Annotated in this window: 29 protein-coding genes; 15 read left to right on the forward strand and 14 right to left on the reverse strand. The window is 72.4% G+C overall.

The annotated features are described in order from the left end of the window. Window positions 1–5: 5 nt before the first annotated feature. On the reverse strand, window positions 6–485 hold the full coding sequence (locus AB0M82_RS38670) for an SRPBCC family protein (protein ID WP_364733199.1): 480 nt from the start codon (window positions 483–485) through the stop codon (window positions 6–8). Window position 486: 1 nt separating this feature from the next. After that, on the reverse strand, window positions 487–822 hold the full coding sequence (locus AB0M82_RS38675; protein ID WP_364733202.1) for a metalloregulator ArsR/SmtB family transcription factor: 336 nt from the start codon (window positions 820–822) through the stop codon (window positions 487–489). 91 nt (window positions 823–913) lie between these two features. On the opposite strand from AB0M82_RS38675, the gene AB0M82_RS38680 reads away from it, so the two are divergent. The 7 genes from AB0M82_RS38680 (at window position 914) to AB0M82_RS38710 (ending at window position 8,083) form a co-directional block, all read left to right on the forward strand. Beyond that, the gene (locus AB0M82_RS38680) at window positions 914–2,131 is read left to right on the forward strand and encodes an ROK family transcriptional regulator (protein ID WP_364733204.1); all 1,218 of its coding nucleotides are present in this window, start codon (window positions 914–916) and stop codon (window positions 2,129–2,131) included. Between the two features lie 101 nt (window positions 2,132–2,232). Then, window positions 2,233–3,252 carry an ABC transporter substrate-binding protein gene (locus tag AB0M82_RS38685; RefSeq protein ID WP_364733207.1) on the forward strand — a complete coding sequence of 340 codons (1,020 nt, stop codon included), beginning with the start codon at window positions 2,233–2,235 and terminating at the stop codon, window positions 3,250–3,252. Further along, the gene (locus tag AB0M82_RS38690) at window positions 3,249–4,031 is read left to right on the forward strand and encodes an ABC transporter ATP-binding protein (RefSeq protein WP_364733209.1); all 783 of its coding nucleotides are present in this window, start codon (window positions 3,249–3,251) and stop codon (window positions 4,029–4,031) included. Before AB0M82_RS38685 ends, AB0M82_RS38690 begins: the two co-directional genes overlap by 4 nt. Continuing rightward, window positions 4,028–4,876 carry an ABC transporter permease gene (locus AB0M82_RS38695; protein WP_364733211.1) on the forward strand — a complete coding sequence of 283 codons (849 nt, stop codon included), beginning with the start codon at window positions 4,028–4,030 and terminating at the stop codon, window positions 4,874–4,876. Before AB0M82_RS38690 ends, AB0M82_RS38695 begins: the two co-directional genes overlap by 4 nt. Continuing rightward, window positions 4,873–6,195, forward strand: coding sequence for an LLM class flavin-dependent oxidoreductase (locus AB0M82_RS38700; RefSeq protein ID WP_364733213.1), 1,323 nt, complete (start codon window positions 4,873–4,875; stop codon window positions 6,193–6,195). Before AB0M82_RS38695 ends, AB0M82_RS38700 begins: the two co-directional genes overlap by 4 nt. Continuing rightward, complete coding sequence (locus tag AB0M82_RS38705; RefSeq protein ID WP_364733216.1) at window positions 6,192–7,088, forward strand: TauD/TfdA family dioxygenase; 897 nt, start codon at window positions 6,192–6,194, stop codon at window positions 7,086–7,088. Before AB0M82_RS38700 ends, AB0M82_RS38705 begins: the two co-directional genes overlap by 4 nt. A 50-nt stretch (window positions 7,089–7,138) precedes the next feature. Continuing rightward, window positions 7,139–8,083 (forward strand): alpha/beta hydrolase, encoded by a 945-nt coding sequence (locus tag AB0M82_RS38710; RefSeq protein WP_364733218.1) that lies wholly within the window; start codon window positions 7,139–7,141, stop codon window positions 8,081–8,083. On the opposite strand, the gene AB0M82_RS38715 is transcribed toward AB0M82_RS38710, so the two are convergent. The 3 genes from AB0M82_RS38715 to AB0M82_RS38725 form a co-directional block, all read right to left on the reverse strand. Continuing rightward, the gene (locus AB0M82_RS38715; RefSeq protein WP_364733221.1) at window positions 8,034–9,221 is read right to left on the reverse strand and encodes an amidohydrolase; all 1,188 of its coding nucleotides are present in this window, start codon (window positions 9,219–9,221) and stop codon (window positions 8,034–8,036) included. The genes AB0M82_RS38710 and AB0M82_RS38715 overlap by 50 nt on opposite strands. A gap of 106 nt (window positions 9,222–9,327) precedes the next feature. Further along, entirely contained in the window at window positions 9,328–9,807 is a 480-nt protein-coding gene (locus AB0M82_RS38720; protein ID WP_364733224.1) for a hemerythrin domain-containing protein, read from the reverse strand. An 8-nt stretch (window positions 9,808–9,815) separates the two neighbouring features. Next, on the reverse strand, window positions 9,816–10,187 hold the full coding sequence (locus tag AB0M82_RS38725; protein ID WP_364733226.1) for a hypothetical protein: 372 nt from the start codon (window positions 10,185–10,187) through the stop codon (window positions 9,816–9,818). 96 nt (window positions 10,188–10,283) lie between these two features. On the opposite strand from AB0M82_RS38725, the gene AB0M82_RS38730 reads away from it, so the two are divergent. Then, window positions 10,284–11,429, forward strand: coding sequence for a glutamate--cysteine ligase (locus tag AB0M82_RS38730; RefSeq protein ID WP_364733229.1), 1,146 nt, complete (start codon window positions 10,284–10,286; stop codon window positions 11,427–11,429). Here AB0M82_RS38730 and AB0M82_RS38735 read toward each other — a convergent pair. Beyond that, a complete protein-coding gene (locus AB0M82_RS38735) occupies window positions 11,426–11,833 on the reverse strand; it encodes an STAS domain-containing protein (RefSeq protein ID WP_364733232.1) in 408 nt (135 codons plus the stop codon). The two genes, AB0M82_RS38730 and AB0M82_RS38735, sit on opposite strands and share 4 nt — an antisense overlap. A gap of 103 nt (window positions 11,834–11,936) precedes the next feature. On the opposite strand from AB0M82_RS38735, the gene AB0M82_RS38740 reads away from it, so the two are divergent. Continuing rightward, the gene (locus AB0M82_RS38740) at window positions 11,937–13,070 is read left to right on the forward strand and encodes a glutamate--cysteine ligase (protein ID WP_364733235.1); all 1,134 of its coding nucleotides are present in this window, start codon (window positions 11,937–11,939) and stop codon (window positions 13,068–13,070) included. A gap of 9 nt (window positions 13,071–13,079) precedes the next feature. Beyond that, window positions 13,080–14,084 carry an iron-containing redox enzyme family protein gene (locus AB0M82_RS38745; protein WP_364733238.1) on the forward strand — a complete coding sequence of 335 codons (1,005 nt, stop codon included), beginning with the start codon at window positions 13,080–13,082 and terminating at the stop codon, window positions 14,082–14,084. Here AB0M82_RS38745 and AB0M82_RS38750 read toward each other — a convergent pair. After that, the gene (locus AB0M82_RS38750) at window positions 14,063–14,281 is read right to left on the reverse strand and encodes a CDGSH iron-sulfur domain-containing protein (RefSeq protein WP_364733241.1); all 219 of its coding nucleotides are present in this window, start codon (window positions 14,279–14,281) and stop codon (window positions 14,063–14,065) included. The two genes, AB0M82_RS38745 and AB0M82_RS38750, sit on opposite strands and share 22 nt — an antisense overlap. Beyond that, on the reverse strand, window positions 14,268–14,987 hold the full coding sequence (locus tag AB0M82_RS38755) for a methyltransferase (protein ID WP_364733244.1): 720 nt from the start codon (window positions 14,985–14,987) through the stop codon (window positions 14,268–14,270). Before AB0M82_RS38755 ends, AB0M82_RS38750 begins: the two co-directional genes overlap by 14 nt. A gap of 166 nt (window positions 14,988–15,153) precedes the next feature. Here AB0M82_RS38755 and AB0M82_RS38760 point away from each other — a divergent pair, with 166 nt between their 5' ends. Beyond that, window positions 15,154–15,309: a hypothetical protein gene (locus tag AB0M82_RS38760; protein ID WP_364733247.1), complete on the forward strand. Its 156-nt coding sequence runs from the start codon at window positions 15,154–15,156 to the stop codon at window positions 15,307–15,309. A 196-nt stretch (window positions 15,310–15,505) separates the two neighbouring features. Here AB0M82_RS38760 and AB0M82_RS38765 read toward each other — a convergent pair whose 3' ends face one another. Next, complete coding sequence (locus AB0M82_RS38765; protein WP_364733250.1) at window positions 15,506–16,780, reverse strand: ATP-grasp domain-containing protein; 1,275 nt, start codon at window positions 16,778–16,780, stop codon at window positions 15,506–15,508. Between the two features lie 85 nt (window positions 16,781–16,865). Between AB0M82_RS38765 and AB0M82_RS38770 the strand changes: the two genes are divergently transcribed. The 3 genes from AB0M82_RS38770 (at window position 16,866) to AB0M82_RS38780 (ending at window position 19,931) form a co-directional block, all read left to right on the forward strand. Continuing rightward, entirely contained in the window at window positions 16,866–18,368 is a 1,503-nt protein-coding gene (locus AB0M82_RS38770) for an FAD-dependent oxidoreductase (protein WP_364733253.1), read from the forward strand. 63 nt (window positions 18,369–18,431) lie between these two features. Then, window positions 18,432–19,445: a DNA topoisomerase IB gene (locus AB0M82_RS38775; protein WP_364733256.1), complete on the forward strand. Its 1,014-nt coding sequence runs from the start codon at window positions 18,432–18,434 to the stop codon at window positions 19,443–19,445. 147 nt (window positions 19,446–19,592) lie between these two features. Further along, window positions 19,593–19,931: a hypothetical protein gene (locus AB0M82_RS38780; RefSeq protein ID WP_364733259.1), complete on the forward strand. Its 339-nt coding sequence runs from the start codon at window positions 19,593–19,595 to the stop codon at window positions 19,929–19,931. Between the two features lie 26 nt (window positions 19,932–19,957). On the opposite strand, the gene AB0M82_RS38785 is transcribed toward AB0M82_RS38780, so the two are convergent. Continuing rightward, entirely contained in the window at window positions 19,958–20,338 is a 381-nt protein-coding gene (locus tag AB0M82_RS38785) for a VOC family protein (RefSeq protein WP_364733261.1), read from the reverse strand. Window positions 20,339–20,342: 4 nt separating this feature from the next. Further along, the gene (locus AB0M82_RS38790) at window positions 20,343–21,329 is read right to left on the reverse strand and encodes a YihY/virulence factor BrkB family protein (protein WP_364733263.1); all 987 of its coding nucleotides are present in this window, start codon (window positions 21,327–21,329) and stop codon (window positions 20,343–20,345) included. 85 nt (window positions 21,330–21,414) lie between these two features. On the opposite strand from AB0M82_RS38790, the gene AB0M82_RS38795 reads away from it, so the two are divergent. After that, a complete protein-coding gene (locus tag AB0M82_RS38795) occupies window positions 21,415–21,882 on the forward strand; it encodes an SRPBCC family protein (RefSeq protein ID WP_364733265.1) in 468 nt (155 codons plus the stop codon). A 45-nt stretch (window positions 21,883–21,927) separates the two neighbouring features. Here AB0M82_RS38795 and AB0M82_RS38800 read toward each other — a convergent pair whose 3' ends face one another. From AB0M82_RS38800 to AB0M82_RS38810, 3 genes are all read right to left on the reverse strand, one after another. Further along, the gene (locus AB0M82_RS38800; protein WP_364733267.1) at window positions 21,928–23,520 is read right to left on the reverse strand and encodes an NAD(P)/FAD-dependent oxidoreductase; all 1,593 of its coding nucleotides are present in this window, start codon (window positions 23,518–23,520) and stop codon (window positions 21,928–21,930) included. A 75-nt stretch (window positions 23,521–23,595) separates the two neighbouring features. Then, window positions 23,596–25,620, reverse strand: coding sequence for a CocE/NonD family hydrolase (locus tag AB0M82_RS38805; protein WP_364733270.1), 2,025 nt, complete (start codon window positions 25,618–25,620; stop codon window positions 23,596–23,598). Between the two features lie 20 nt (window positions 25,621–25,640). Further along, a complete protein-coding gene (locus AB0M82_RS38810; protein WP_364733272.1) occupies window positions 25,641–26,831 on the reverse strand; it encodes a zinc-dependent alcohol dehydrogenase in 1,191 nt (396 codons plus the stop codon). Between the last annotated feature and the right edge of the window lie 47 nt (window positions 26,832–26,878).

Raw genomic sequence — 26,878 nt, forward strand, 5'->3', positions numbered from 1 at the left:
GTCCGCTAGCGCAGGGAGTTCGCCAGCTCCTCGATGATGTTCATCTGCTCTTGCACACCGACCTCCATCCCGGACTCCAGGATCGTGTCCCGCAGTTCCTTGCTGCCGGTCTCGGTCAGCAGCTCCAGGCGTGTGCGGTCCCCGTCGAGAGCGGTGAAGGTGACGGTGTTGAGCGGCCCGTCGACGGAGCCGGGATCGACGCCGGGCATTTCGAACACCTCGGTGTAGACGATCTTCTCGTCCGGCACGATCTCGCGGTACTCGCCGTGGAAGCCGACTTCGGCGCCGTCGTCCGTCTTCAGCACGTACCGCCAGCGACCACCGGGCCGCAGGTCCAGCTCGACTTCGGTGGTGGTCCCACGGTGGCCGCTCCACCAGCGCCGCACCAGTTCCGGCGTGGTCCACACGCGGTAGACGAGGTGCTTCGGCGCGTCGAATTCGCGCGTGATGAGGATCCGGTCGTCGGCGGGGGTGGTGATCTCCACGTCACTGCTCCTGTTCCTTGAGTTCTTCGAGGACGTCGTCCATCAGGTCGAACCGCTCCGACCACGTTCGTTCGTAGCGCTTGACCCAGTCGTGGATGGGTTTGAGCGCGGCGCCGTTGAGCCGGTAGACGCGCTGGCGGCCTTCGTCGCGTACGTCCACCGCGCCCACCTCCCGCAGCACCCGCAGGTGCTTCGACACCTGCGGCTGGGCGAGGCCGAGCAGGTCGACGAGATCGCCGACCGACCGTTCCCCGCCCATGAGGACGTCGAGGATCTGCCGCCGCCGGGGTTCGGCGACCGCGTTGAAGGTGTCCGCCGTCGTCGCTGCTCGTGCCACTCGGCCATCATATGCCCATATGGGTATGCGTCAAGCCTCCACATGCTGGGCACGCTGGGCCCCGGCCGCGCCGTCTGCCACGATCACGGCCATGACCTCCCGGGCGGACGGTCCACAGAGGATGGATGCGCGCGGCGCCCGCCGCAGTGCCAGCGCGAGCGCCGTCCTGCGGGCCGTTCTGGACGACGGACCGATCGCCCGCAGCACGATCGCGCGGCGGACGGGGCTGTCCGCGGCCGCGGTCACCGGGCACAGCGCCGAGCTGCTGCAGCGAGGACTGCTGCGCGAGCTGGCCGAGGCCGAACCGCGCCGCGGCGTCGGACGGCCGCACGTGCCCGTCGACCTCGACACCGGGCGGTACGTCGCCGGCGCGCTGCACCTCGCCGTGCACCACGCCACCGTCGCGCTGCTCGACCTGCGCGGGAATGTGCTGGTGCAGCACGAAGAACCGCACGACGGCCTGGCCGCCGAAGATCTACTCGCCCGCGCCGCCGAGATCCTCGACGACCTGCTGCTCGGCCACGCGCCGGACCGCGAGCCGCTCGGCCTCGGCGTCGCCACCGGCGGCTGGGTCGACCGCGAGTCCGGCACCGTGGTCGACCACCCGCTACTGGGCTGGCAGAACGTGCCGGTGCGGGATCTGCTGGCCGAAAGCACCGGGCTGGCCGTGGAAGTCGACGGCCACGCGCGGGCGCTGGTCCACGCGGAGCGGCTCTTCGGGCACCCGCGCGCCCGGGAAAGCGTCGTGCAGCTGTTCACCGGCAATGTCGTCGACGCCGCGTTCGCCACCGGCACCGGAGTGCACCACGGGCCGCGGTCCGCCGCGGGCGCCGTCGCGCACCTGCCGGTCGACGACAGCACCGAGCCGTGCCGCTGCGGGCGCACCGGCTGCCTCGAGGCCACCGTTTCGGAAGGGACGCTCGCGCGCAAAGCCGCGGAACGCGGGTTGATCGCGCGCCCCGACTTTCCGGAACTGCTCGAACTCGCCGCCTCCGGCGATTCCGCGGCGGTGCGGGTGTTCCTCGACCGGGCGCGGCTCATCGGCCAGGCGGCGGCGTTGCTGCTCGACGTGCTGAACCCGGCCGTGCTGGTGGTGGTCGACCGGAGTGTAGCGCGGGTGCCCGGCTGCCTTCCCGCCATCCGGGACGAGGTCCGCCGCCGGTCACGCTGCCTCGATCCGGCCGAAACCGTTGCGGGAACGAGCTTCCCGGGTACCGAGCTGGCGACGGCCGGCGGCGCGGTGCTCCTCGACGTGCTCTACGACGACCCGCTCGGTCCGCTGCTGACCCGGTTGCCGCGCGCCTCGTGAATCGGCGGAGTTATTTCACCGACTCGCAAAATTGACCGTCCGCCCGGCGGCCCCGAACAATCGAGGCATCCCCGCCGACTCCCGGAACGGACGAAACCACCGTGAAGAGAATCCTGCCCCTGTTCGCCGCCGCCCTGGTGCTGCTGGCCGGCTGCGCTTCGGCGACGGCCACCGGCGCGCCCGGGCAGCCGGAGAAGCTGGAACTGCGTTACCAGGGCAGCGCGAACGCCGTGACCCTGCCCGAACTCGCCGCGGACCTGGGCTACTTCGGCCCGGTCAAGCTGAAGTGGGTGGGCAACACGATCAGCGGCCCGCAGGACATCCAGTCCGCGGCCACCGACCAGACCGACTTCGGCGGCGCCTTCACCGGCGCGGTCGTCAAGCTCGTCGAAGCCGGGGCCCCGGTCAAGGCGGTCGTCAACTACTACGGCTCCGACGAGAAGGCCTTCATCGGCTACTACACCAAAGTGGACAGTCCGATTCGCACCGCCCGCGACCTGATCGGCAAGAAGGTCGGCGTCAACACCGCGGGCGCGAACCTCGAAGCCGCGCTCGACACCTGGCTCAAGGGGCAAGGCCTCTCCGACGACGAAATCAAGCAGGTGCAGCTCGTCGTCATCCCGCCGGTGAACGCCGAACAGGCGCTGCGCAACGGCCAGCTCGACGTCGTCGCGCTACAGGGGATCTTGCAGGACCACGCCGTCGCCGCCGGCGGGGTGCGCCCGCTCTTCAGCGACGTCCAGGCGTTCGGGCCCTACAACGGCGGGCCGTACGTGCTGCGCACCGACTTCATCAAGAAGTACCCGGAGACCACGAAGATCTTCGTCTCCGCCGTGGCCAGGGCGATCGAGTGGGAACGCACGACCCCGCGCGAGGAGGTGATCGCCCGCTTCACGAAGATCATCCAAGCCCGCGGCCGCAACGAGAACACGGACACGCTCAAGTACTGGAAGAGCGTCGGCATCACCCGCGGCGGCCTCGTCTCCGACCAGGACTACACGCGCTGGGAGCCGTGGCTGAAGCAGCAGGGCTACATCAAGGGCGACCGGATCGACACCTCGAAGCTCTACACCAACGAGTTCAACCCCTACCGCGACGGCGCCCCGGCGGTGACGAAGTGACCGCCAAGATCGCCATCCGCTCGGTGACCAAGACCTTCGGCGAGCTCACCGCGCTCGACGACGTCTCCCTCGACGTCGCCGACGGCACGTTCCTGTCCCTGGTCGGCCCGAGCGGCTCGGGCAAGTCGACGCTGCTCGACCTGCTCGGCGGGCTCGCCACCCCGACGTCCGGCGAAGTGCTCATCGACGGCGAGCCGGTCCGCGGCCCCGGGCTCGACCGCGGCGTCGTGTTCCAGCAGTACGCGCTGTTCCCGTGGCGCACCGCCCGCGCCAACGTCGAGTTCGGCCTCGAAGGCGGGCGGCTCGGGAAGCGGCAGCGGGCCGAGCGCGCCCGCGAGTACCTCGCCCTGGTCGGGCTTTCCGGCTTCGAGGACCGCTTCCCGCACGAGCTGTCGGGCGGGATGAAGCAGCGCGTCGCGATCGCCCGCAGTCTCGCCTACGACCCGGCGGTGCTGCTGATGGACGAGCCGTTCGCCGCGCTCGACGCGCAGACCCGCGAGCAGCTGCAGGACGAGCTGCTGCGGATCTGGCGGCGCACCGGCAAGACGATCGTGTTCATCACCCACGGCATCGACGAAGCCGTCTACCTCGGGCAGCAGGTGGCCGTGCTGACGTCGCGGCCGGGGCGGCTCAAGGCCGTCGTCGACATCGACCTCGGCGACCGCGCCGGGGACGTGCGCTCCGACCCGGCGTTCGGGCGGCAGCGCCACCGGCTCTGGCAACTGCTGCACGACGAGGTCCGCAAGGCGGCCGAACACGAACGGAGCGCGGTCGGATGACCACCACCCTCGACGCACCCGCCGTCCACACCGGACCCGCGGCGCGCGCACTTCCGGCGAAACCGAGACGGTTCGCGAAGAACCTCACCCGCGCGGTGCACGCGTCGGCCGCCGTCGTGCTGTTCGCCGCGCTCTGGGAACTGGTCCCCCGGTTCGTCCTCGACGAGAGCACCCGGACGTTCCTGCCACCGCTGTCCGAAGACCTGCAGGCTCTCTGGGGACTGGTGCTCGACGGCCAGCTCGCCGACCACCTGCTGGCCAGCATCGGCCGGTCGGCAGCCGGGTTCGCGATCGCCGTCGCGGCCGCGGTCCCGCTCGGCCTGCTGATCGGCTGGTACCGGCCGGTCGCGCGGTTCCTGCAGCCCCTGCTGGAGCTGGCCCGCAACACCGCCGCGCTCGCACTGCTGCCGGTGTTCACCCTGCTGCTGGGCATCGGCGAACTGTCGAAGGTCACCCTCGTGGTCTACGCCTGCGTGTGGCCGGTGCTGCTCAACACGATCGCCGGCGTCAACACCGTGGATCCCTTGCTGGTCAAGGCGGCTCGCTCGCTCGGGCTGGCCAGCCCGCGGCTGTTCCGGAAGGTGATCCTGCCCTCGGCGGTGCCGACGGTGTTCACCGGCATCCGGATGGCGGCGTCGTACTCGATCCTCGTGCTGGTGGCCGCCGAGATGGTCGGCGCGAAGGCGGGGCTCGGCTACCTCATCAACACCAGCCAGGTGAACTTCCAGATCCAGCAGATGTACGCCGGGATCATCGCGGTCTCGGTGCTCGGAGTGATCGTGAACCAGGGCTTCGTCGTCCTCGAACGGCGGTTCTCGACCTGGCGGCCCAAGGAGAAGGCATGAGCAGGCAGTTGCACCTCAACGCGTTCGTGATGCCGAACGGCCACCACGAAGCCGCGTGGCGGCACCCGTCGACCGACCCGCACCGGGCCCGGACGCTGCAGCACTACGTGGACATCGCGCGGACCGCCGAGCGCGGCAAGCTCGACTCGCTCTTCCTCGCCGACGGTGTCGCGTTGTGGGGCAACGTGAAGCACAACTCCCACAGCCACTTCGAGCCGCTGACGCTGCTGTCGGCGCTCGCCGCGTCCACGGTCCACATCGGACTCATCGCCACCGCGTCGACGACCTACAACGAGCCCTACCACCTGGCGCGCAAGTTCGCCTCGCTCGAACACCTCTCCGGTGGCCGCGCGGGCTGGAACATCGTCACCTCGGCGGGCATCGACGAAGCGCGCAACTTCAACCTGGCCAAGCGACCGGCGCACGCCGCCCGGTACGACCGGGCCGAAGAGTTCATCGAGGTGGTCAAGAAGCTCTGGGACAGCTGGGACGACGACGCGGCGGTCGTCGACCGGGCGAGCGGCGTCTACGCCGACACCGACCGCATCCGGGCGATCGAGCACGACGGCCCGCACTTCCAGGTCCGCGGGCCGCTCAACATCGAACGACCGCCGCAAGGCCACCCGCTGCTCGTCCAGGCCGGCTCGTCGGAAACCGGCAAGGAGTACGCCGCCCGCCACGCGGAAGCCGTCTTCACCGCGCAGCAGACCTTGGCCGAGGGCAAGGCGTTCTACGACGACGTCAAGGGCAGGCTCGCCCGATACGGCCGCACGCCGGACGAACTCAAGATCCTCCCCGGCATCTCACCGATCCTCGGCCGCACCGAGGCCGAGGCGCGCGAGCGCGAGGCCGAGCTGAACGCGCTGATCACGCCGGACTACGGGCTGCGCCAGCTGTCGAAGATGCTCGACCACGACGTCACCGGCTACCCGCTCGACGGCCCGCTGCCCGACGTCGGCAGCTTCACCGAGGGCGGCCAGAGCCGGTTCGAGCTGGTCGTCGGCCTGGCCCGGCGCGAGGACCTGACCATCCGGCAGCTGCTCGAACGGCTGGCGGGCGGACGCGGGCACCGCGTCTTCGCCGGCACCCCGGTCCAGGTCGCCGACGAGCTGGAGGCCTGGTTCACCGGCGGCGCCGCGGACGGCTTCAACATCATGCCGCCCACCCTGCCCGGCGGGCTCGACGACTTCGTCGACCTCGTCGTCCCGGAACTGCGGCGACGCGGGCTCTTCCGCACCGCCTACACCGGATCCACCTTGCGCGAGCACTACGGCCTCGCGCGTCCCGTCAACCGCAACCGAGTCAAGGAGCCCGCATGACCACGATCAGCACCGACGTCCGCAAGATCACCGGGAGGATCGGCGCCGAGATCGTCGGCGTCGACCCCGCCGGCGACCTCGACGCCACCCAGGTGGCGCTCCTGGCCGACGCCCTGCACGAGCACAAGGCGCTGGTGTTCCGCAACGTCGTGCTCGACGACGAGGGCCAGCAGCGGTTCGCCGCGCGGTTCGGTGAACTGACCAAGGCCCACCCGACGGTGCCCGCCGTCGACGGCGCGCCGTCGATCCTGCCCGTCGACAGCGAACGGGGCCGCGCCAACCACTGGCACACCGACGTCACCTTCGTGCTCAACCCGCCGAAGGCCAGCACCCTGCGCAGCCTCGTGGTGCCGCCGTACGGCGGGGAGACGCTGATCGCTAACGCGGCGGCGGCCTACCGCGACCTGCCGGAGCCGCTGCGGGCCTTCGCCGACACGCTGCGCGCGGTGCACACCAACGACTACGACTACGTCCAGCCGCCGGAGACCGTGGACGAGGACGAGCGGGCGCGGCGGGCCCAGTTCGTCTCGCGCAAGTACCGGACCACGCACCCGGTGGTGCGGGTGCATCCCGTCACCGGCGAGCGCGGCCTGTTCATCGGCGGGTTCGCGCAGCGGATCGAGGGCCTGTCGCTGAACGAGTCGCGGGACCTGCTGCGGCTGCTGCAGTCCTACGTCACGCGGCCGGAGAACGTCGTGCGCGTCGCGTGGGAGCCGAACCAGCTGGTGCTGTTCGACAACCGGATCACGCAGCACTACGCGATCGACAACTACGACGGCCTGCCGAGGCGCCTGAACCGCGTGACGGTGGCCGGCGACATCCCGGTGGGCGTCGACGGGCGCGTGAGCGAATCCCTCGAAGGTGACGCTACGCACTACACCTCCGTCGCCTAGTTAGGGGCCGTCCGCGCCCGGGTAACCGGGTGCGGACGGAAGGAGTGGCTGTGGTCAGTGTGCAGGCGAAGGTCAGGATGGCGCTGCTGCGGGCGTCGGGGCAGAAACGCTTCTACGACAACGCGTCGGCGCTGCACCACCGGCTGCCGCGCCACCAGAAGCCGTCGATGGCCCGGCCGCCGCGGCGCGTGCGGCGGCGATGCGATGTCGAACAGCGCGACGTCCGCGGATTCCCGTGCTTCACGTTCCGGCCGCGTGACGGCCAGTCCGGCGATCTGCACGTCTTCCACCTGCACGGCGGCGGTTACGTGGAGCAGGTCGAAAAGCACCACTGGCGGTACGCCGCCGACCTGGTCGCGCGGCTCGGCTGCGCGGTGACGCTGCCGGTGTACCCGCTGGTGCCGCGCCACGACCACACCGCCACGATCCCAATGGTGCAGGCCGCCTACGACCAGGTCGCGGCCGGCGACGAGCGCGTGGTGGTCACCGGGGACTCCGCGGGCGGAGCGCTGGCCCTGGCCATCGCCCAGAACCTGCGCGCCGCCGGGCGGCCGCAGCCCGAACGGCTGATCCTGTACTCGCCGTGGCTCGACGTCCTGCTCGAAGACCCGGTTTCGGAGCTGCTCGACGAGACCGACCCGATGCTCGGCATCGCCGGGCTGCGCGAAGCGGGCCGGATGTACGCCGAGGGCACGGACCCGCACGACCCGCTGGTGAGCCCGATCCACGCCGACCTGACCGGGCTCGCCCCCATCACGCTGTTCATCGGCACGCGGGACGTCCTGCTGCCGGACGCGCGCCGGTTCGCCGAGCGGGCACGGGAGGCGGGAATCGAGCTGGACTACCGCGAGTACCCCGGCATGTTCCACAACTGGCTGATGCAGGCGATCCCGGAAGGCCGCGAGGCGATGAACAACGTCGAGCGCGCGTTGCGGCGGCCGCCGGTCAGCGCCCGTTCCGCGCCAGGTCCCGGAAGCAGTCCCAAGCCCGGCTGACCAGCGCCGGGTGCGTCCGCAGGTCGATCGCCGTCCGGGCCAGTGCCGCGGCCGAGGCGAGCATCGCCGAACGTCCCCGCGGGCTCGCCGCCGCGGCCGCGAACTCCAGCGTGTGTTCCGGGTACTCCTCCGCCGTGATCGCGACGAACGGGTGGATCGCCGGCACGCGGACGCTGACGTCGCCGATGTCCGACGAACCCAGGTACACCCCCGGGTCCGGCGGGGTCGCGTGGATCCCGCACGCCCCCAGGTGCTCGGTGAACCGCTCCGACAGCACCGGGTTGTCGCGGAAGTGCGCGTAGCCGCGCCCGAGGCGTTCGACGTCGACCTTCGCGCCGCTGGCCAGCGCGGCGCCCTGGGCGCACGTCGCGACGTCCTCGGCGAGCCTGTCCAGCGCGTCGGTCGTCAGCGCGCGGAGGCCGAACCGGCCTTCGGCGCGGTCGGGGACGATGTTCGTCGCCTCGCCGCCGTGGGTGACGATGCCCTGGACGTGCGACCCGGCCGGCAGGCGCTGGCGCAGGGCGGAGATCGCGCCGAACGCCTGGATCAGCGCGGCGAGGGCGTCGATGCCGTGCTCGGGGTCGCCGGTCGGGTGGGCCGCGCGGCCGTGGAAGGTCACCTTCAGCTCCACCTGCGCGGTCAGCGGGGCCCACGACCACGAGTGCACCCCGGGGTGGACCATCAGGGCCGCGTCGACGTCGTCGAACACGCCGGCCTCGGCCAGCGCCACCTTGCCGCCACCGCGTTCCTCGGCGGGACATCCCACGGCGAGCAGCGATCCCGGGCTGTCCCCCAGGACCTCGCGCGCGGCCAGCGCCGCGCCGAGGCCCGCCGCGGCGATCAGGTTGTGTCCGCAGGCGTGTCCCAGTCCGGGCAGCGCGTCGTATTCGAGCAACAGCGCGACACACGGCCGTCCGCGGCCGGCGCGGGCGACGAACGCCGTGGGCAGCCCGGCGACCCCCGTCTCCACCTCGAAGCCGTCCGCGGCCAGCTCGCTCGTGAGCCGTTCCGCGGCGAGGTGCTCCTCATAGGACAGTTCCGGCCGCGCGTGCAGCGCGGTCGCGACCGCCCACAGCCGGTCGTCCAGGTGTTCGATCCGCTCGTCGGCCCGCTCGTGCAGCTCCTCGTGCCACTCCATGCCCACCGGAGTACCCCTACCACACTGAGTCACACCATCGGGGGTGTTTCACCCGGCCCGGCCCGGGCGGCACTTTCACGTGAAAGTGCCGCCTTCTTCGGCCGCGTCAGGCCTTCGCGCTCTTGAGTTCCAGAGGGTTCTTCGGCGCGTTCGACCGGGCGTCGATCATGCGCTGCCCGAGTTCCTGCAGCCGCTTGCGGCCCATCGCCGAGCGGACCTGCGGGAACCACTCGTCCTCCTCCTCTTCGACGTGGTGGCGGACGTTCTCGGTGAGCACCGTGACCTTCGCGTCGAACGTCTCGTCCGCCGGGTCGAGGTCCTGCAGCTCCGACAGCATCCACACCACGACGTGGTGCTCCTCCACGCTTTCCAGGACGTGGTCCTTCGTCTCCGGCACGGCTTCGCGCGCGGCCGGGTAGAAAATCTCTTCTTCGATGTACGCGTGGACGGTCAGCTCCTCGATGATCGAGTCGGCGATCCGGCGTTTCTGCTGGTACGCCGTCTCCTCCGCTTTCTCGAACTCCTTGAAGAGCTTCTCCACGGTCTTGTGGTCGTTCTTGAGCAGCACGATCGCGTCGGTCGACATCAGTGTCCTCACGGTGTGGCCAGGTCCCGCAGCGCGACCTGGGAGTTCTCGAGTTCCTTCGTCATCAGCAGAGCCACGGTCCTGGCGTGGGCCAGTGCCCGGCCGACCTCCCCCACGGCGTCCCACGTGGCTTCCAGGGGTTCGCCGCCGGAGTGGCGGACCACCTGGCCGGAGAGCAGCCGGTCCTCCAGCCGGTCCTGCAGGGCGGGCAGGAAGTGGGTGAGGTCGTCGGCCAGCAGCCGGAGGGCACCGAGCACGCGGTACATCTCGGCCGGCGAATCGAGCTCGCCGTCGCCCACGCAGCGGGAGAGCCGCCGCACGGTGGCACCGGCGTCGGCGGCCAGCAGCGACGGCGAAGAGGAGGTGCCCCTCGGGTTCATGACCTGCCGGATACCCCCTCGGCGGCCGGGAAAACGCCGTTTGCCCGATACGCCGCGCGGGTATCCGACGGGCCCCCGACCTCCAGGAGAGCACCGGTGAACGAGCAGACCGGCGACGTGCTGACGTTCGGCATCGAAGAGGAGTTCTTCGTCGTCGACCGCCACGGCCACCTGTCCCAGGCGGGCGACGAAGTCGTCGACGCCGCCGAGGCGGCCGTCGACGAACAGGGCGAGCTGCAGCACGAACTCACCCAGTCGCAGGCCGAGGCCGCCACCGACGTGTGCCGGACCCACGACGAGGCTCTCCACCAGCTGCGCGGGATGCGCGGCGACCTGACGTCGGCCGCGCGCCGGCGCGGAGTGCGGCTGCTGCCGGCGGCCTCCCCTGTCCTGTCCGAAGTGGACCCACCGCGGATCACGCCGAACCCGCGCTACGAGCGGATGGCCGAGCACTTCGGCGCCACCGCGCGGACTTCCCTCACCTGCGGCTGCCACGTGCACGTCGCCATCCCGGACAAGGCGAGCGGCATCGCCGTGCTCAACCGGGTCCGGCCGTGGCTGCCGGCGCTGCTCACCGTGACCGCGAACTCGGCGGTCGCGGACGGCTACGACACCGGCTACTGCAGCTGGCGCTACCAGCAGTGGAGCCGGTGGCCGTCGGCCGGGCCGCCGCCGCGGTTCGCCTCGCTCGACGAGTACGAGAGCATCGTCGACGCCTGGCTGCGCGCGGGCTCGATCCTCGACCGCGGGATGATCTACTGGGACGTCCGGCTGTCGGAGAAACAGCCGACGCTGGAATTCCGCATCGCCGACGTCGCCGCGACGCCCGAAGAAGCGGTGCTGCTGGGTGTGCTGGCCCGCGGCCTGGTCGCCACCGCGCTGGCCGACGACGCTCCCCCGGCCGAGCTGTCGAACGAGGTGCTGCGCGCCCAGCTCTGGCGGGCGTCACGGGAAGGGGCCACCGGCTGCTGCCCGGACCCCAAGACCGGGGACCTGGTGCCCGCGAAGGCGGTGCTCGACGACTTGGTCCAGCTGATCGCACCCGCGCTCGAAGCGGCGGGAGACCTCGACTTCGCGCGGGAAGGCACAGCGCGGCTGGCGGCGGAGGGCGGCGGCGCCGAACAGCAACGGCGCCGGTTCGCCGAACGGCACCGCGCGGAAGACGTCGTCGACCTGCTCACGGGCGGCCGATCCGACGACGTGGAAGAGTCGTTCACCGCGTCGCCGCGGCCGGGAGGCTAGCGCGTCGGCAGGGGCCCCTGCCCCTGGAGCCGCGCGAGCAGTTCGAGCGCGCGCACGGCGGCTCGGGAGCCGCCGGGATCGACGACGAGGTGAACGCCGGCGACCTCGGCACGCTCTTGGGCCCGCAGCAGCGCGCGGATGCCCGCGGCGCCGAGGAACCGGACCTCGCCCAGGTCGACCCGCAGCACGCCGGGGCGGGCCAGGAGATGTTCGTCCAGCGCCGCTTCCAGCCGGTCCGCGGTGCACAGGTCGATCTCGCCCGCGACCTCCACGACGATCGCGTCGGGGGTCTTCCAGCGGAGCTGGCTGCGCAGGTCGCTGTCGGACGGAGCGCGCGGTGAAGGCAGCCGGTGCGCGCGCGGCGGATCCACGCCGACCTCGCCCGGCCGTTCTTGAGTCGTCATGAGCGGGAGGTACCCCGGGCGCGTTCGCGGCGAAACAAGCCGCACGCATTTACGGGCCCCGAACGGGTACCCGCCGCGGGCGACCGCGCGGAAGGAGCCCCCCATGCCCGACGGCCCGCCCACGATGGGCGTCGAAGAGGAGTTCCTCCTCGTGAATCCCCGGACCGGGCACGCGTCGCCGTGCGCGGAGCCGGTGCTGGCGCGGTACCGCCACCACGGCCCGCTCCCTGAGGGCGTCAAGGTGCACCGCGAACTGCGGCTCACGCAGATCGAAGCCGCCAGCGGCGTCTGCGCCACCGCCAAGGAGCTGCGTGAGCAGCTGACCACGGCCCGCCGCGTGCTCGCCGGGGCCGCGGCGGCCGAGGACTGCGCGCTGCTGGCCACCGGCACCCCGATCGGGCCGGGTCCGGCCGCGCCACCACCCGCGGACACGGGCCGGTACGCCGAAATCGACGCCGCGTACGGCGCGGTGGTCGCCGACTACGAGGCCTGCGGCTGCCACGTCCACGTCGGGGTCGCCGACCGTGACAGCGCGGTCGCCGTCGTCAACCACCTCGGCCCCTGGCTGCCGACGCTGCTCGCGCTGTCGGTCAACGCGCCGTTCGACCACGGGCGCGACACCGGCTACCACAGCTGGCGGATGGTCCTGCAGTCCCGTTTCCCCGGTGCCGGCATCGCACCGCACCTGCGGGGGCACGACGAGTACCGGCAGGCCGTCGCGACGCTGGTCGAGTGCGGCGTGCTCGTCGACCCGGACCAGACGTTCTGGCTCGCCCGTCCGTCCGGCCGGTTCCCGACGGTCGAGTTCCGGGTCGCCGACACCGCGTTGACCGTCGACCACGCCGTGCTGCAGGCCCTGCTCAGCCGGGCACTGGTGCGGCGGGCGCTGAGCGACCTCGACCAGGGCCGCGAAGCGGCGCCACTGTCCCCGCAGGTGGCCGCGGCGGCGGTGTGGGCCGCGGCGCGCCACGGCCTCACCGGGCAGCTCGTGGACGCCGCGGCAGAGACGCGGCGGCCGGCGTGGTCCCTGGTCGAAGACCTGCTGGCGCACGTCCGGACGGCCCTCGACGAAAGCGGTGACCTGGCCGAGGTCCAGGCCCTCGTCGCCGCTCTGCGCGCCGACGGCACCGGATCCGTGCAGCAACGGGCGGTGGCCGGGCGCGGGACGGCGGCCGCGGTGCGGTGGCTCACCGCGCGAACCGTGCCCGTGGGGCATGGAACGCTGCTCACGGGGTAGTCCCCGGGCATGACGACCTCCGCCGCCACGGCGGCCACCCTGCCGGCCGCCCGCGGCCCGCTGTCGGAAGCGGTCCGGGAAACGCTCCTCCACCAGCGGCGGGCGGACCTCGATTTCGACGGCCTGGCCGACGCGGACCCGCTCGGCGACGACCTCCAGCTCGCCCTGCACCTGTGCTACGAGCTGCACTACCAGGGGCTGCCCGGCGTGTCGGCCGGCTGGGAGTGGGACCCGGAGCTGCTGCGCCTGCGCGGCGCGCTGGAGTCGCGGTTCCTCACGGCGCTGCGGGAAAACGTGGCGGGCGGCGAGGACGTCGCCGGCGAGCTCGACGGGCTGCTCGTCGAACCGCTCGACGCCGAAGGGGTCTCGCACTTCCTGCGCGATCACGGCGACTGGGCGCAGGTGCGGGAGTACTTCGTCCACCGGTCGGTGTACCACCACAAGGAAGCCGACCCGCACGCGTGGGTGATCCCGCGGTTGCGCGGCCGGGCCAAGGCCGCGCTGGTGGCCGTGGAGTTCGACGAGTTCGGCGGCGGCCGCGCGGAGTACGTGCACGCGCGCCTGTACGCCGACCTGCTGCGCGCGGCGGGACTGCCGGACGGCTACCTGGAGCTGATCGACCACGCACCGGGTTCGATGCTGGCGGTGGTCAACATGATGTCGCTGTTCGGCCTGCACCGATCGCTGCGAGGCGCGCTGTGCGGCCACTTCGCGGCGGCGGAGATCACGACGGCGCCGTCCGCCCAGCGGATGGACCAGGCCCTCCGGCGGCTGGCCGCGCCGGAGGCGTGCCGGTTCTTCTACACGGAGCACATCGAAGCCGACGCCGTCCACGAGCAGGTGATGCGGCACGAGGTGCTCGGCGACCTGCTCGAGCAGGAGCCCGAGCTGGCCGCCGACGTCGTGTTCGGCATCCAGGCGACGGAGTTCCTGGAGTGCCGCTTCGGCGAGCAGCTGCTCGACAGCTGGCGCGCGGGGCGCTCCTCGCTGCGTCAGCCGCTGCCGTCGGACTGAGCCCGGACCCGCTTGCGGTGGCTGGTGTCGCAGAACGGGAACCGCTTGCTCCGCCGGCACGCGCACACCGCGACCAGGAACCGATCGGACCTCACGACTTCACCCTCCGGCGTGCACAGCTCGACCGGTCCTTCGACGAGGACCGGCCCGCCCGGCACGACGGTCACCCGGCGGGGGCGGCGGTCAGCGGTCGGCACGGAGCACCACCAGCTCTTCCCATCGGCGGCCGGGCTCGATCAGGCCGGCGGCCTCGAGGAACTCCGTCCGTCCGGAAAGGACCGGGCCGAACGGGATCCGGGCGCGCCGCGCCACCGACGTCCGCAGTCCCCGCGCGGCCAGCAGTTCCCGTGACTTGTCCACATCGGACATGGCCGACTGCACGAGCAGCAGCGTCCCGCCCGGACGCAGGAGCGAACCCGCGGCCGCGCACAGCGGGTCGAGCACCGCGCGGCCGTCCGGGCCCGCGTCCCAGCCCCGGGTGGACCGGATCGCCGGCGCCGGGGACGGCACGTACGGCGGGTTGGCGACCACGATGTCGAACGGGCCTTCCTCCAGCGCTCTCGTGAGGCCGCCCTGGCACGGGCGCACCGCGACCTGGCGGACCAGCGCGTTCAGCCGGGCCGAAACCAGCGCCCGGCGCGAAAGGTCCACCGCCAGCACGGTCGCCGCACCGCGCCGGGCGAGGGTGATCGCCTGCGCGCCGGTGCCGGTGCACAGGTCGAGGGCCCGCGCGCCGGACGGGATCGCCAGATCGCCGATCGCCGCCGTGAGCAGGGCAGTGTCCTCCTGCGGACGGTAGACGCCGGGCAGCCGGAGCAGCCGCGGCGCGGCCGGCGCGGACGGATGGACTACGGGCCGGGCGGCCAAGGGGCCCGGGCGGACGGGTTCCGCCGACGTGGTCATCTCGGTCTCCTTCACCTCCCGCGGTCCCGGCGCGATCGCCGGCGGACAACCGCGTCGCCCCCGGCTACCCGGCGAAGATCGGCGCAAACGGATCAACCGCGGGTGGTTGATCCGGCCGAGGTGGGGTATCCGGCCGACGCAAGGACCCCCCGAAGGAGGCCGCGAGATGACATCCGAGGACCGCACCCAGCACCCGACCGAGCCTGCCGAGGGCGAAGACCCGCACGGCGGCTCACCGGAAGCGCAGCGCGAAACGCTGCGCGGCGAGCAGGGTACGTCGAGCGGCGACGAGCACGACGACAGCGACCCGCAGTCGGGCTGACGCGGAAGCCGGGACCCGAAAACCGGGGGTGGGGGGGGGGGGGGGGGGGGGCGGCGGCCCCCGCGGGGGGGGGGGGGGCGCGGCGGGGGGGCGGGGCGCGGCCTTCATCTTCTTCGGGGTGCGCTGGGAGTAGTCACGCGGCGTGGGGCCGTGGACGACAGCCGCCGATTTTTCGGGTATCACCAGCGGTCTCGGCTCACGCCTCGTCGAACTCGAACGGCAGCGCGTCCACGCACGCCTGGTACTTCCGCACCATCTCGTCCTCCGTCCGCGCCGCGACGAACAGGTGCGCCAGCTCGAAGCTGTAGCTGTCCTGCTCCGGCAGGTCGGACAGCCGCTGCCCCGCCTCCGGCACGATCTCGATCTGCGTGCCGTCGACGCGCTCCTGGACCGCCGCGATCTCCTCGGCGGTCGGCACGCGCGTCACGACGCCGTCGGCGAACCGGCGCAGGTACCACTTCCCGGCGATCTGGTACTTCCCCTGGTGGGGACGGCGCCCGGGGTCCTGGCCGAGGCCGAGGCGGACCATGATCTCGTGGTTGGCGACGCCGTCGACGAACTCGAACAGCTCGGCGTGCGACTGCGAGTGCCGCGGGTTGATCTCCAGCAGCCAGACCCGGCCCGACTCCGGGTCGCAGAAGAACTCGATGCTGAAGGTGCCGTTGTCGAAGCCGATCTGCTTCATCACCCGCTCGGCCACGTCGCGCATCCGCCGGACCGGCTCGTCGGGCAGCTGCGACGGGTACTGGTGGCGCAGGAACGACGAGCTGTCCGGGTAGTTGATCGAGTCGAGGGCGCCGTAGACGACGACCTCGCCCCGGTACACGTAGCCCTCCACGGCGGCCTGGACCCCGTGCAGCGCCGCTTCGGCCAGGCACGCCGCGCCGCCGACCTCCGCGATCTCGGGCGGCGGCTGCACCTGTGCGAGGACGTAGCCGAACGGCTCCCCCACCCGGCCGACGCCGTCCCGGATCTCGGCGACGGCGTCGGCGAACTCGGTTTCGTTCCCGGCCTTGAAGGCGAGCTCGGAGGAGAACGACTTGACCGGCTTGAGCCACATCGGGAAGCCGACGCCCGCCGGCGGGCCGGGCCGCTCGCCGTCGAGGTCGACGATGCCGAACTCCGGCAGCTCGTCGATCACCTTTCTCTGCTCGAGGCGGCTCCAGTACTTGTGCTCGCACTTCAGCACCGCCTCCAGCGACACGCTGGGCAGGCCGTACCGGGCGCACAGGATCGGCACGAGGGTCGCGGCCGGGAAGTCCCAGTAGCTGACGATCGCGCCGACGTCGCCGTCGAACGCGTCGAGCTGGTGCTGCGCCGTCTTCAGGAGCGCTTCGAAGTCGATTTCGCCGTGCTGCAGCTCTTCGGGGCTCAGCAGCCCGTGGAACCGGTAGTTCTCCGCCTCCGGCAGGCGGTCCAGCACCCGCCGGTTCTCCTCGTCCAAGCCGACCACGAAAATGTTGGTACTCATACCGCAAGGCCTACCCGGCGCATGGAACCCGCGAAACAGGCCAGACGGCCGGTTTGCCCGGCCCGTGAGCGGGAATCCAGCCGCCATGACAGCGCTGCCCGAACCGCTTTCGCTCTGGGTGGAGACCGCACCCGCCCCCGACCGCACGGGGGTGCCGGTGCCCGGCTCCGCCGACGTCGTGGTGCTCGGCGCGGGCATCGCCGGGCTCACCACCGCCCTGCTGCTCGCCCGCGGTGGCCGCTCGGTCGTCGTGCTGGAGGCCGAGCGGGTCGCCGCCGGGGTGTCCGGCCACACCACCGCGAAGGTCAGCGCGCAGCACGGGGCGAAGTACGCGGAGCTGACGTCCCGGCACGGCGCCGAAGCCGCGAAGACCTACGCCGAGACCCAGACGGCGGCGGGCGAGTGGATCGCCGCCACGGCCGCCGAACTCGAGATCGACTGCGGTTTCACCCGCGCCGACAGCTACGTCTACACGACGCGAGAGAAGACAGTGGACTCGCTGAAGCAGGAGGCCGAAGCCGCCGCCGCGGCGGGCCTGCCGGCGACGTTCACCGAAGAGGTCGCGCTCGACGTCCCGGCCCTCGGCGCGGTCCGGACCACCGGGCAGGCGCACTTCCACCCACGCCGGTGGCTGCTCGGCCTGGCCGACGAGATCGAGCGGGCGGGCGGGACCATCGTCGAGCACGCCCGCGCGACCGCGCTGAACGGGCAGACCGTCCGCACCTCGCGCGGCGACGTCGTGGCGGGCGAGGTGGTGGTCGCGACCCACTACCCCGTGCTCGACCGCGGCCTGTACTTCGCCCGGCTCGACCCGGTGCGCGACCTCGTCGTCGCGGGCCCGGCGGCCGGGAACGTCCCGCCCGCGGGCATGTTCCTCGACGCCGACACGCACCACTCCGTGCGGGGCTACACCGAGCGGGGCACGCCGATGGTGATCGCCGGCGGCGAGCACTACCGCGTCGGCGCGCACGTGAACGTCGAACGCCGGTACCGGCGGCTCGCGGACTGGGCGGACGCGCACGCGGGCCTGCACCGGGTGACCCACCGCTGGTCCGCGCACGACATGTCCACAGTGGACAGCATGCCGTACGTCGGCCGGTACCTGCCGGGCACGAAGAACCTGTGGGTGGCCACCGGGTTCGGCCAGTGGGGCATGACCGGCGGCACGGCCGCGGGGCACATTCTCGCCGCGCGGATCCTCGGCGGGGCGCACCCGGCCACGGACCTGTTCGACCCCAACCGCTTCGACAGCCGCTCGGTGCTCGGCCTGGCCCAGGACAACCTCACCGTCGCGCGGTACCTCGTCGGCGACCACGTGGCCGCGCTGTGGCGCTCGGAGAAGCTCGACGACCTCCAGCCCGGCGAGGCCGAAGTCGTCCGGGTGGGCGGCGAGCTCGTCGCCGCCCACCGCGACGAAGCCGGGCAGCTGCACACGGTCGGGGCGCACTGCACGCACCTCGGCTGCCTGGTTTCCTTCAACGACGCGGAAAAGACCTGGGACTGCCCCTGCCACGGATCCCGGTTCGGCGTGGACGGCGAAGTCGTGCAGGGCCCGGCGGTCCGTCCGCTGCGCCGTGGTCCGGAGTGAGCCGGCCGGACGCCTCGGCGACGACCATGGTTTCCCGGTACGCGGGGCGGGTATTTCACGACAGTGGGACGCACCCGGCTCCGGCGCAGTGACCTGCGCGGTCCCGGCATCCGGCGGATCCGCCGCGGCCGGGGGTTCTCCTATGCCACGCCCGACGGCGAGCCGGTCACCGACCCGGAGACGCTCGACCGGATCACGGGCCTGGTCATCCCGCCCGCCTGGCGGAACGTGTGGATCTGCCCCCACCCGAACGGGCACGTCCAGGCCGTCGGGACCGACGACGCGGGGCGGCGCCAGTACCTCTACCACGAGCAGTGGCGCCGCGACCGCGACGAGGAGAAGCACGACCGCGTGCTCGCGATGGCGCGCCGGCTGCCGGCGTGGCGGGCCGAGGTGGAGGCCGGCCTGGCCGGGCGCGGCCTGACCCGGAAGCGGGTGCTCGCGGCGGCGCTGCGGATGCTCGACCGCGGGATCTTCCGCACCGGCGGCGAAGAGTACGCGGAGGAGAACGGCACCCACGGCGTCGCGACGCTGCTGCGGGAGCACGCCGCGGTCCGCGGCGACGAGTGCCGGTTCTGCTACGTCGCCAAGGGCAGCCTGGACCGCGAGGTGGCGATCCGGGACCCCGCGCTGGCTTCGGTGATGAAGTCGCTGTTGCGGAGCGAACCGGACAGCGACCGGCTGCTGGTCTACCGCGAGGGCAAGACGTGGCACGAGGTCCACGCGACCGACATCAACGAACGGTTCAAAGAGCTGGCCGGCGAGGACTGCACGGCGAAGGACCTGCGGACCTGGAACGCGACGGTGCTGGCGGCGACCGCGTTCGCCGCGGCGGACCCGCCGACGTCCGAGACCGCCCGGAAGCGCGCGGAAGCGCAGGTGATGCGCGAGGTGTCGAAGGCACTGGGCAACACCCCGGCGGTGTGTCGTTCATCCTATGTGGACCCGCGGCTGGTGGCGGCCTACCGCGATGAGCACACCATCGCCGCGGCGCTGAAGCGGGCGGGGCGGCTCGACGGCGACGAGTCGCGCGCGGTGCTGGAGAAGGCCTGCGCCCGGCTGCTGGCCCGCTCCTGACGCCGGGCGTGGTTGAACATCGCCCGGGAGAGGAACACTCCCGGCGTGCGGACGCTCCACAGAGCGACAGGGGGCACGGTGAGTGAACGTCGATCCATCCGAACGTGTACTGGCCCGCGGACCCGCTCGTCCGGGAGCCTGGACAGGATGAATCCCGAAGGCTCCCCCGTGCGCTGGCGCGCGTCGATCGGCCTCGCCGTCGTCGGCGGCGGCCCGGTGTCGAGCATCGTCGAGTCCGAGCACGGCAGCGAAGGCTCCGCGCGGGAGTGGATCGAGCGGAAACTGCCCCGCACCCGGTTCCCCGCCTGGATCCCGGCCGCCCGCCGCGCGGACGGCGTCGAGCTGTTCGGCCGGGTGGCCCGCGGCCACGTCGTCACGGGACGGCTCGTGCCGACCTGGGAGTCCGACTCCGGAACGGCGGTCTGGCACGCCGACCCGGCCGGTGACCACGTGCGGTGGCGCCGCTGCGCGGCCGAAAGCGACTGAAGGGCGGCGGCTGCTGCCCGCCTCGGTCAGGCGGCGCCGACGTCCGTCCGCAGCAGGCAGAACTCGTTGCCTTCCGGATCCTGGAGCACCACCCACGACTCGGTGCCGTCCTGGCCGACGTCCGCCGGCCGCGCGCCCAGGGCCGTCAGGCGGGCCAGCTCCGTCTCCTGGTCGCAGCCGGCCGGGCTGACGTCCAGGTGCAGCGGCAGCTTGCCCGGGCGGGGCTGGTCCGTCCGGGCCAGCACCAGTGTCGGCGGGCCGTCGCCGAAGCGGACACCCGGCGGGCCCAGCTCGAGGCCGTCGGGCTCGTGGCCGACCACCTCGTAGCCGAGCACCGGGCACCAGAACTCCGCGAGCCGGTCGGGGTCACGGCACTCCAGCACGAGTTCGGTGATCCGGCAGGCCATCCGCTCAACTCCGTTCGGTCCCCTTCGCCACTTCCGCGGCTTCGTCGGCGTCCATCGCCTCCGTGTCCCGTGGTGGCAGGAACGGCTCGTCTTCGCTGTCCTGCCCCGCCTCGAGCCCCCGGCCGCGGACGAGCTCGGCGTCCAGTTCGGCCCCCAGCAGCACGGCGAGGTTCGAGATCCACAACCATACAAGGAAGACGATCACGCCCGCCAGCGAACCGTAGGTTTTGTTGTACGACCCGAAGTTCGCGACGTACAACGCGAATCCCCCCGACGCCAGCACCCACAGCACGACCGCCAGCAGGCCGCCCGGAGTCAGCCATTTGAACCCCGGCTGCCGCACGTTGGGCCCCACCCAGTAGAGCAGCGCGAACGCCAGGCTGACGAGCAGCGCGATCACCGGCCACTTCGCGATGTCCCACACCAGGACCCCGGTCGACCCGAGCCCGATCAGGTCGCCGAGCCGCCGGGCGACCGTGCCGGTCGCCACCACGCCGAGCGCGCACAGCGCCAGCAGCAGCACGATGCCGACGGTCAGCAGCACCCGCAGCGGCAGCACCTTCCACAGTGGACGGCCCTCCGGCATGCCGTAGATGGCGTTGCTCGCCCGCATGAACGCGCCGATGTAGCCCGACGCCGACCACAGCGCGCCGAGCAGGCCGAGGATCGCCAGCGGCCCGGCCAGCCCGCGCGAACCCGCCAGCTCGCGGATCGCCCCGATCAGGATGTCCTTGCCCTGGCCGGGAACCACCTGGTTGATGTTGTCGATCACCGTCTGGATCGTGCTCGGCCCGAGCAGGCCCAGCAGCGCGGTGAGCACCACCACGCCGGGGAAGATCGACAGCACGCCGTAGTAGGTGAGCGCCGCGGCCCAGTCGGTCAAGCCGTCCCGGTTGAACTGCTTGACGGTGCGTTTGAGGACGCCCCACCACGATCGCCGGGGCAGTTCACCGGGTCCATCGGGTTCTTTCGCCTGCGTGCTCACCGGCATCATCTCCCTGCTCGTCGCCGCGGACGGGGCATACCCCGGTCCGCGGCGGGGTATTCCTTTCTCACGCCGAGAGCAGGAGGAAGCCGTGACCGAGGTCAGCCGCGTGGTCGACGTGCCGCCCGACGCCGTGTTCGCCGTGCTCGCCGACGGCTGGCTCTACGCCGGCTGGGTGGTCGGCAGCTCGCACATCCGCGACGTCGACGAGAACTGGCCCGCGGTGGGCGCGCGGGTCCACCACAGCGTGGGCCCGTGGCCGCTGCACATCCAGGACGTCACCGTGGTCAGGGCGATGGAACCGGGCCTGTCGCTGTCACTGGAGGCACGCGGCCGGCCGCTCGGCGCCGCGGCGGTCGCCCTCACCCTGGTACCGCACGGCGACGGGAAGACGCTGGTCCGGATGACGGAGCACATCATCCGCGGCCCCGGCAAGGTGCTGCCGGCGGCGCTGCAAGCGCTCTTCGTGAAGCCGCGGAACACCGAGTCCCTCGCCCGGCTGGCCGACCTGGCCACGGGCAAGCACGCCAACGCGAAAACCGGCCACCCCGAGCCCTGACCCGCGGACACCCTCCCGAAGCGGTGCCCGGCAGAGCGCAGCAGGTCAGCCGTAGACCGCGCGGTGCGCCGCCCGGATCACCGCCGCGTAGCCGCCGCCGAGCGGGCCCGACCGGGCCAGCGCCGCCCGGGCGGCGTTCGCTCCCGGGCCGCCGTGCACCGCGCCGCCCGGGTGGGCCGACGCGCCCGCCAGGTACAGGCGGTCCACCGGGGTGTCCGACCGGCCCGTGCCCGGCACCGGGCGGAAGAACAGCTGCTGGTGGATCGCCGTCGTGCCGCCGTTGATCGCACCGCCGACGAGGCCAGGGTTGTGGCCCGCCAGCTCGATCGGGCCCTGGACGTACCGGGCCTTGATCAGGTCGGTGAACCCGGGCGCGTTCGCCTCGACCGTCTCCTCGATCCGCTTGACCCGCCGGTCGAGCGCGGCCCGGCTCGCCATCGTCCCGCGCGGCACGTGCGTGTACGCCCACGCCGCCTCCGTGCCCGACGGCGAACGGCTCGGGTCGCTCGTGGTCATCTGGCCGAACAGCAGGAACGGGCGCCGCGGGGTGCGGCCGCGGGCGAGTTCGCCGCCGAACGCCGACAGGCCGTCCAGGTCCGAGCCGAGGTGGATCGTCCCCGCACCGCGCGCGCCTTCGGCCGTCCACGGCACCGGCCCGGACAGCGCCCAGTCCACCTTCACCGTCGCGCTGTCCCACTCGAACCGGCCGAGGTCTTCGAGCAGCCGGGACGGCAGCCATTCCGCCGCGAGCAGCTCGCCGTACAGCACCGGCGCCGGGACGTCGGCAAGCACGGCCTTGCGCGCCCGGACCGGGTCGCCCGCGCCGTCGCGGACCCCCAGTGCCCGTCCGCCGCCGACGAGCACCCCGGCCACCGGACGTCCACAGTGGACCGTCCCGCCGCGTGCCTCCAGGCGGCGCACCAGCGCCGCCGTCAGCTCCCCCGCGCCGCCCTCGGGCACCGGGAAGCCGGTGTCCTGCCCGATCATCGCCAGCAGCCAGCCGAACACCGCGCTGCCCGCGTTGTCCACCGAAAGGTCGCTGTGCGCCGCGTTCCCGGCCAGCAGCAGCTTGGCGCCCTCGCCGGTGAACAGCTCGTCGCCGAACCGGCGCGCGGGCAACGTCAGCATCCTGGCCAGGCGCAGCGCGTCGGCCGTCCCGGTGCGGCGCAGCAGCCGCAGCGCCGGGCGGACCGGCGGGAACGGCGTGAACAACGCGTCGAGCAGCGGCTCGCGGATCTCCTGCCACTGGCCGGACAGCCGCCGCCACGCGTCGCCGTCGCCGGGCGCGAACTCGTCGGCGGACGCGGCGGTGCGGTCGAGGTCACGCGAAAGCACCGCGCACCGGTCGTCGGGCAGCACGTGCGCGAGCACCTCGGGGGCATGCCGCCAGCGCAGGCCGTGCTCCTCCAGCCGCAGGCCCCGGATCACCGGGGACACCGCGGTGAGCGGGAAGAAGGAGCTGCACAGGTCGTTGCGGAAGCCGGGTTCGGTCACTTCGGCGGTGTGCACCGCCCCGCCGGGACTCGCCGTCGCCTCCAGCACGAGCACCGACCAGCCCGCGTCGGCCAGCAGGTTCGCCGCCACCAGGCCGTTGTGCCCGGCGCCGATCACCACGGCGTCGAAGGCTTCCGTACTCACTCCGGCCTCCCGGCTGGTCAGGCTTGCGACTGGTGGCCCGGGCCGCCCAGCGAGCGGAGCCGCTCGGGCTGAAACTCAGACCAGGTCACGCGGGATCCGCCGGTGCCAGTTGCGGGACACGATCCGGCGGGCGCCATCGTAGCCGTCGAGCTGCGCGTCGACGATGAACTCGGTGTCGGTGCAGGACACCCGGGTGCGGGTTTCACTGCGCGCCTGCCAGTCGCCGCGGGCGAAGGTGACATCCCACTCGGTCTCCGCCACCGGCGAGCAGAAGTCGTCGGCGACCCAGCTGTAGCACTCGCGGACGTCGCGGGTGACCTCCAGGTCGAGGTCGTCGAAGCGCACGGTGCCGGCGTTCTTCACGATGTCCAGCGCCGACCGGTAGCCGATGAGGTCACGCGAGACGGTCCAGCGCTGCTCCCCCGGCGTCAGCGCGGTCACCGGGATCGGCGGCGCGCCTTCGGGTTCCCCGAACGGCCGGGCCGGCAGCTCGTCCGGCTCGGCGACCGGGCGGACCGGCAGCTCGAGCGCGCTGTGTCCGGTGTGGACGGACAGCAGCGCCGGGGTCGGCGGCGGCCAGGCCAGCGGCCAGTACGACGTCGACAGCGACAGGCGGATCCGGTGCCCCGCGGGGAAGGCCTGCGCGACGGCGTTCAGCTCGATCTCGACCGCGTACCGCGTCCCGGGCTCCATCGGCGCCGGCTCGTCGTGTCCGTCGCGGTGGGTCAGGTTGAGCAGCCCGTAGGTGACGCGCGTCGCGCGCCCGTCCGGCGCGACGTCGGACAGCCGCGCCGCGACCATCGCGACCGGCTGGTCGGCCGAGACCTCCAGCCGCACCTTCGGGGAGCCGAGGATCTCGCAGCGTTCGGTGAGCACGTCGGTCTCGAAGACCAGCGAGCCGCCGTCCTCCTCGCGCTGGTCGTAGGGCAGGTCGGGCGGGGCGCTGTAGGACGCCCACTTCCCGGAGAACTGCCCGACCGACAACGGGGAGGACACCGTCAGCGCCTCTTCCTCGACCGCCTCGCCCGGCCGCGCGAGGCGGTGCCGGGCCAGCGGCAGTTCCTGCGGCTTCACGTGCGGGGACGGCCAGGTGGATTCCCCGACCCACCGGCCGGGCCGGTCCTCGTAGGACGTCGACGGCGGGACGCTCTCCTGCATCCAGGTCCGCAGCATCGGGCCGTCCATGGCTTCGTTCTCCTCGCCGCGGAGCCAGTGGTCCCACCACTTCACGACTTCCTGGAGGTAGCCGATCGCCGGCCCCGGCTCGCCGAGGTGCGGGTACTTGTGCGACCACGGCCCGATCAGGCCGCGCCGCGGCACGTCGAGGTGGGCGAGCAGCCGGATCACGGCGTTGGAGTAGCCGTCGGCCCAGCCGCTCGAGGCCAGGACCGGGACCTGGACGTCGGTGTAGTTCTCCGACACCGAGGCGTGCCGCCAGTAGTCGTCGCGGCGCTGGTGACTGAGCCAGTTGTCGATCCACAGGCTGCAGTTCTCCAGCCGTTCGAGCCACATTTCGCGCCACTGCTCCCCGACGACCGCCGGGTCGGGCGGCAGCGTGGCGTAGGCGAACATGGTGCCGGACTCGGCGACGTTGTCCGAGAGCAGGCAGCCGCCCATGTAGTGCATGTCGTCGGCGAAGCGGTCGTCGGTGAACGAGGAGAGGACGATCGCCCGCAGGCTCGGCGGCTTCCGGGCGGCGACCTGCAAGGCGGCGAACGCGCCCCAGGAGATGCCCATCATCCCGGTGTCGCCGGTGCACCACGGCTGCGCGGCGATCCATTCCAGGACTTCCTCGGCGTCGAGCTGCTCGCGTTCGAGGTACTCGTCGGCCAGGACGCCCTCGGACTCGCCGGTGCCGCGGATGTCCACGCGCACGCAGGCGTAGCCGTGGCCGGCGAGGTAAGGGTGGTGGATCGAGTCGCGGGGCGCGGTGAGGTCCCGCTTGCGGTAGGGGATGTACTCGAGGATCGCCGGCACCGGTTCGGTGTCCGACGAGACCGGCCGCCAGATGCGGGCGGACAGGACGGTCCCGTCGGACATCGGGATCCGGACGTGGTCTTCCTCGGTGATTTCGTAGGGCAGCGAGGTGACGGCTCGCAAGGGAAACTTCCTCCAGAGGTTTACGCGGTGGGCTGCAGCAGGATCTTCTGGGCGCCGTCCAGCTTCTTCTGGAAGATCTCGTAGGCGCGGGGCGCGTCTTCCAGGGGCAGCTTGTGGGTGGCGAAGCCCTCGACGCCGAGCGGATCGCCGTCGCCGGTGAGCACCGGCATGATGTCGTCGAGCCAGTGCCGCACGTTGGCCTGGCCCATCCGCAGCTGGATCTGCTTGTCGAACAGCTCCATCATCGGCATCGGGTCGACCATCCCGCCGTACACGCCGGAGAGCGAGACGGTGCCGCCGCGGCGGACGCTGTCGATCGCGGCGTACAGCACGCTCAGGCGGTCGATGCCGGCCTTCTCGGTGACCTTCGCGGCGAGCGGCTGCGGCAGCATGTTGACCAGGTTGTGCGCCAGTCTGCCGACGGGCGCGCCGTGCGCCTCCATGCCGACCGCGTCGATCACCGAGTCGGCACCGCGTCCGCTCGTCAGCTGCCGGATCGTGGCGCCGATGTCCTTGTGGTCGCGGGTGTCGATCGCGGTGGCGCCGTGCTCGCGGGCGCGGGCCAGCCGCTCCGGCACGAGGTCGACGCCGATGACCTGGGCGGCGCCGCGGTGCCGCGCGATCCGGCAGCACATCTGCCCGATCGGCCCGAGCCCGAAGACGACGACCGTGCCGTCGTGCGGGACGTTCGCGTACTCGACGGCCTGCCAGGCGGTCGGGACGACGTCGGAGAGGTAGACGAACCGCTCGTCCGGCGGGCCGTCCGGGACCTTGATCGGCCCGTAGTGCGCCTGCGGGACGCGCAGGTACTCGGCCTGGCCGCCCGGGACCTGCCCGTAGAGCTTGGTGTAGCCCAGCAGCGCGGCGCCCTTGCCCTGCTCGGTGACCTGGGTGGTCTCGCACTGGGACTGCAGGCCGCGTTCGCACATCCAGCAGTGACCGCAGGAGATGTTGAACGGGACGACGACGCGGTCGCCGGGCTTGAGATTCGTGACGCCGGGCCCGACCTCCTCGACCACACCCATCGGCTCGTGGCCGAGGACGTCGCCCTCGGTCATGAACGCGCCGAGCACTTCGTAGAGGTGCAGGTCGGAGCCGCAGATCCCGGACGACGTGATCCGCACGACCGCGTCCGTGGCTTCCTCGATCTTGGGATCCGGCACCTCCTCGACGCGGACGTCGCGTTTGCCGTGCCAGGTCACTGCCTTCATGGCTCTCCCTTTCCGCGTGGCTCGCCGACCGGTCCCCGGGCGGTTTC

The organism is Amycolatopsis sp. NPDC051128, from assembly GCF_040682715.1.
Taxonomy (GTDB): domain Bacteria; phylum Actinomycetota; class Actinomycetes; order Mycobacteriales; family Pseudonocardiaceae; genus Amycolatopsis.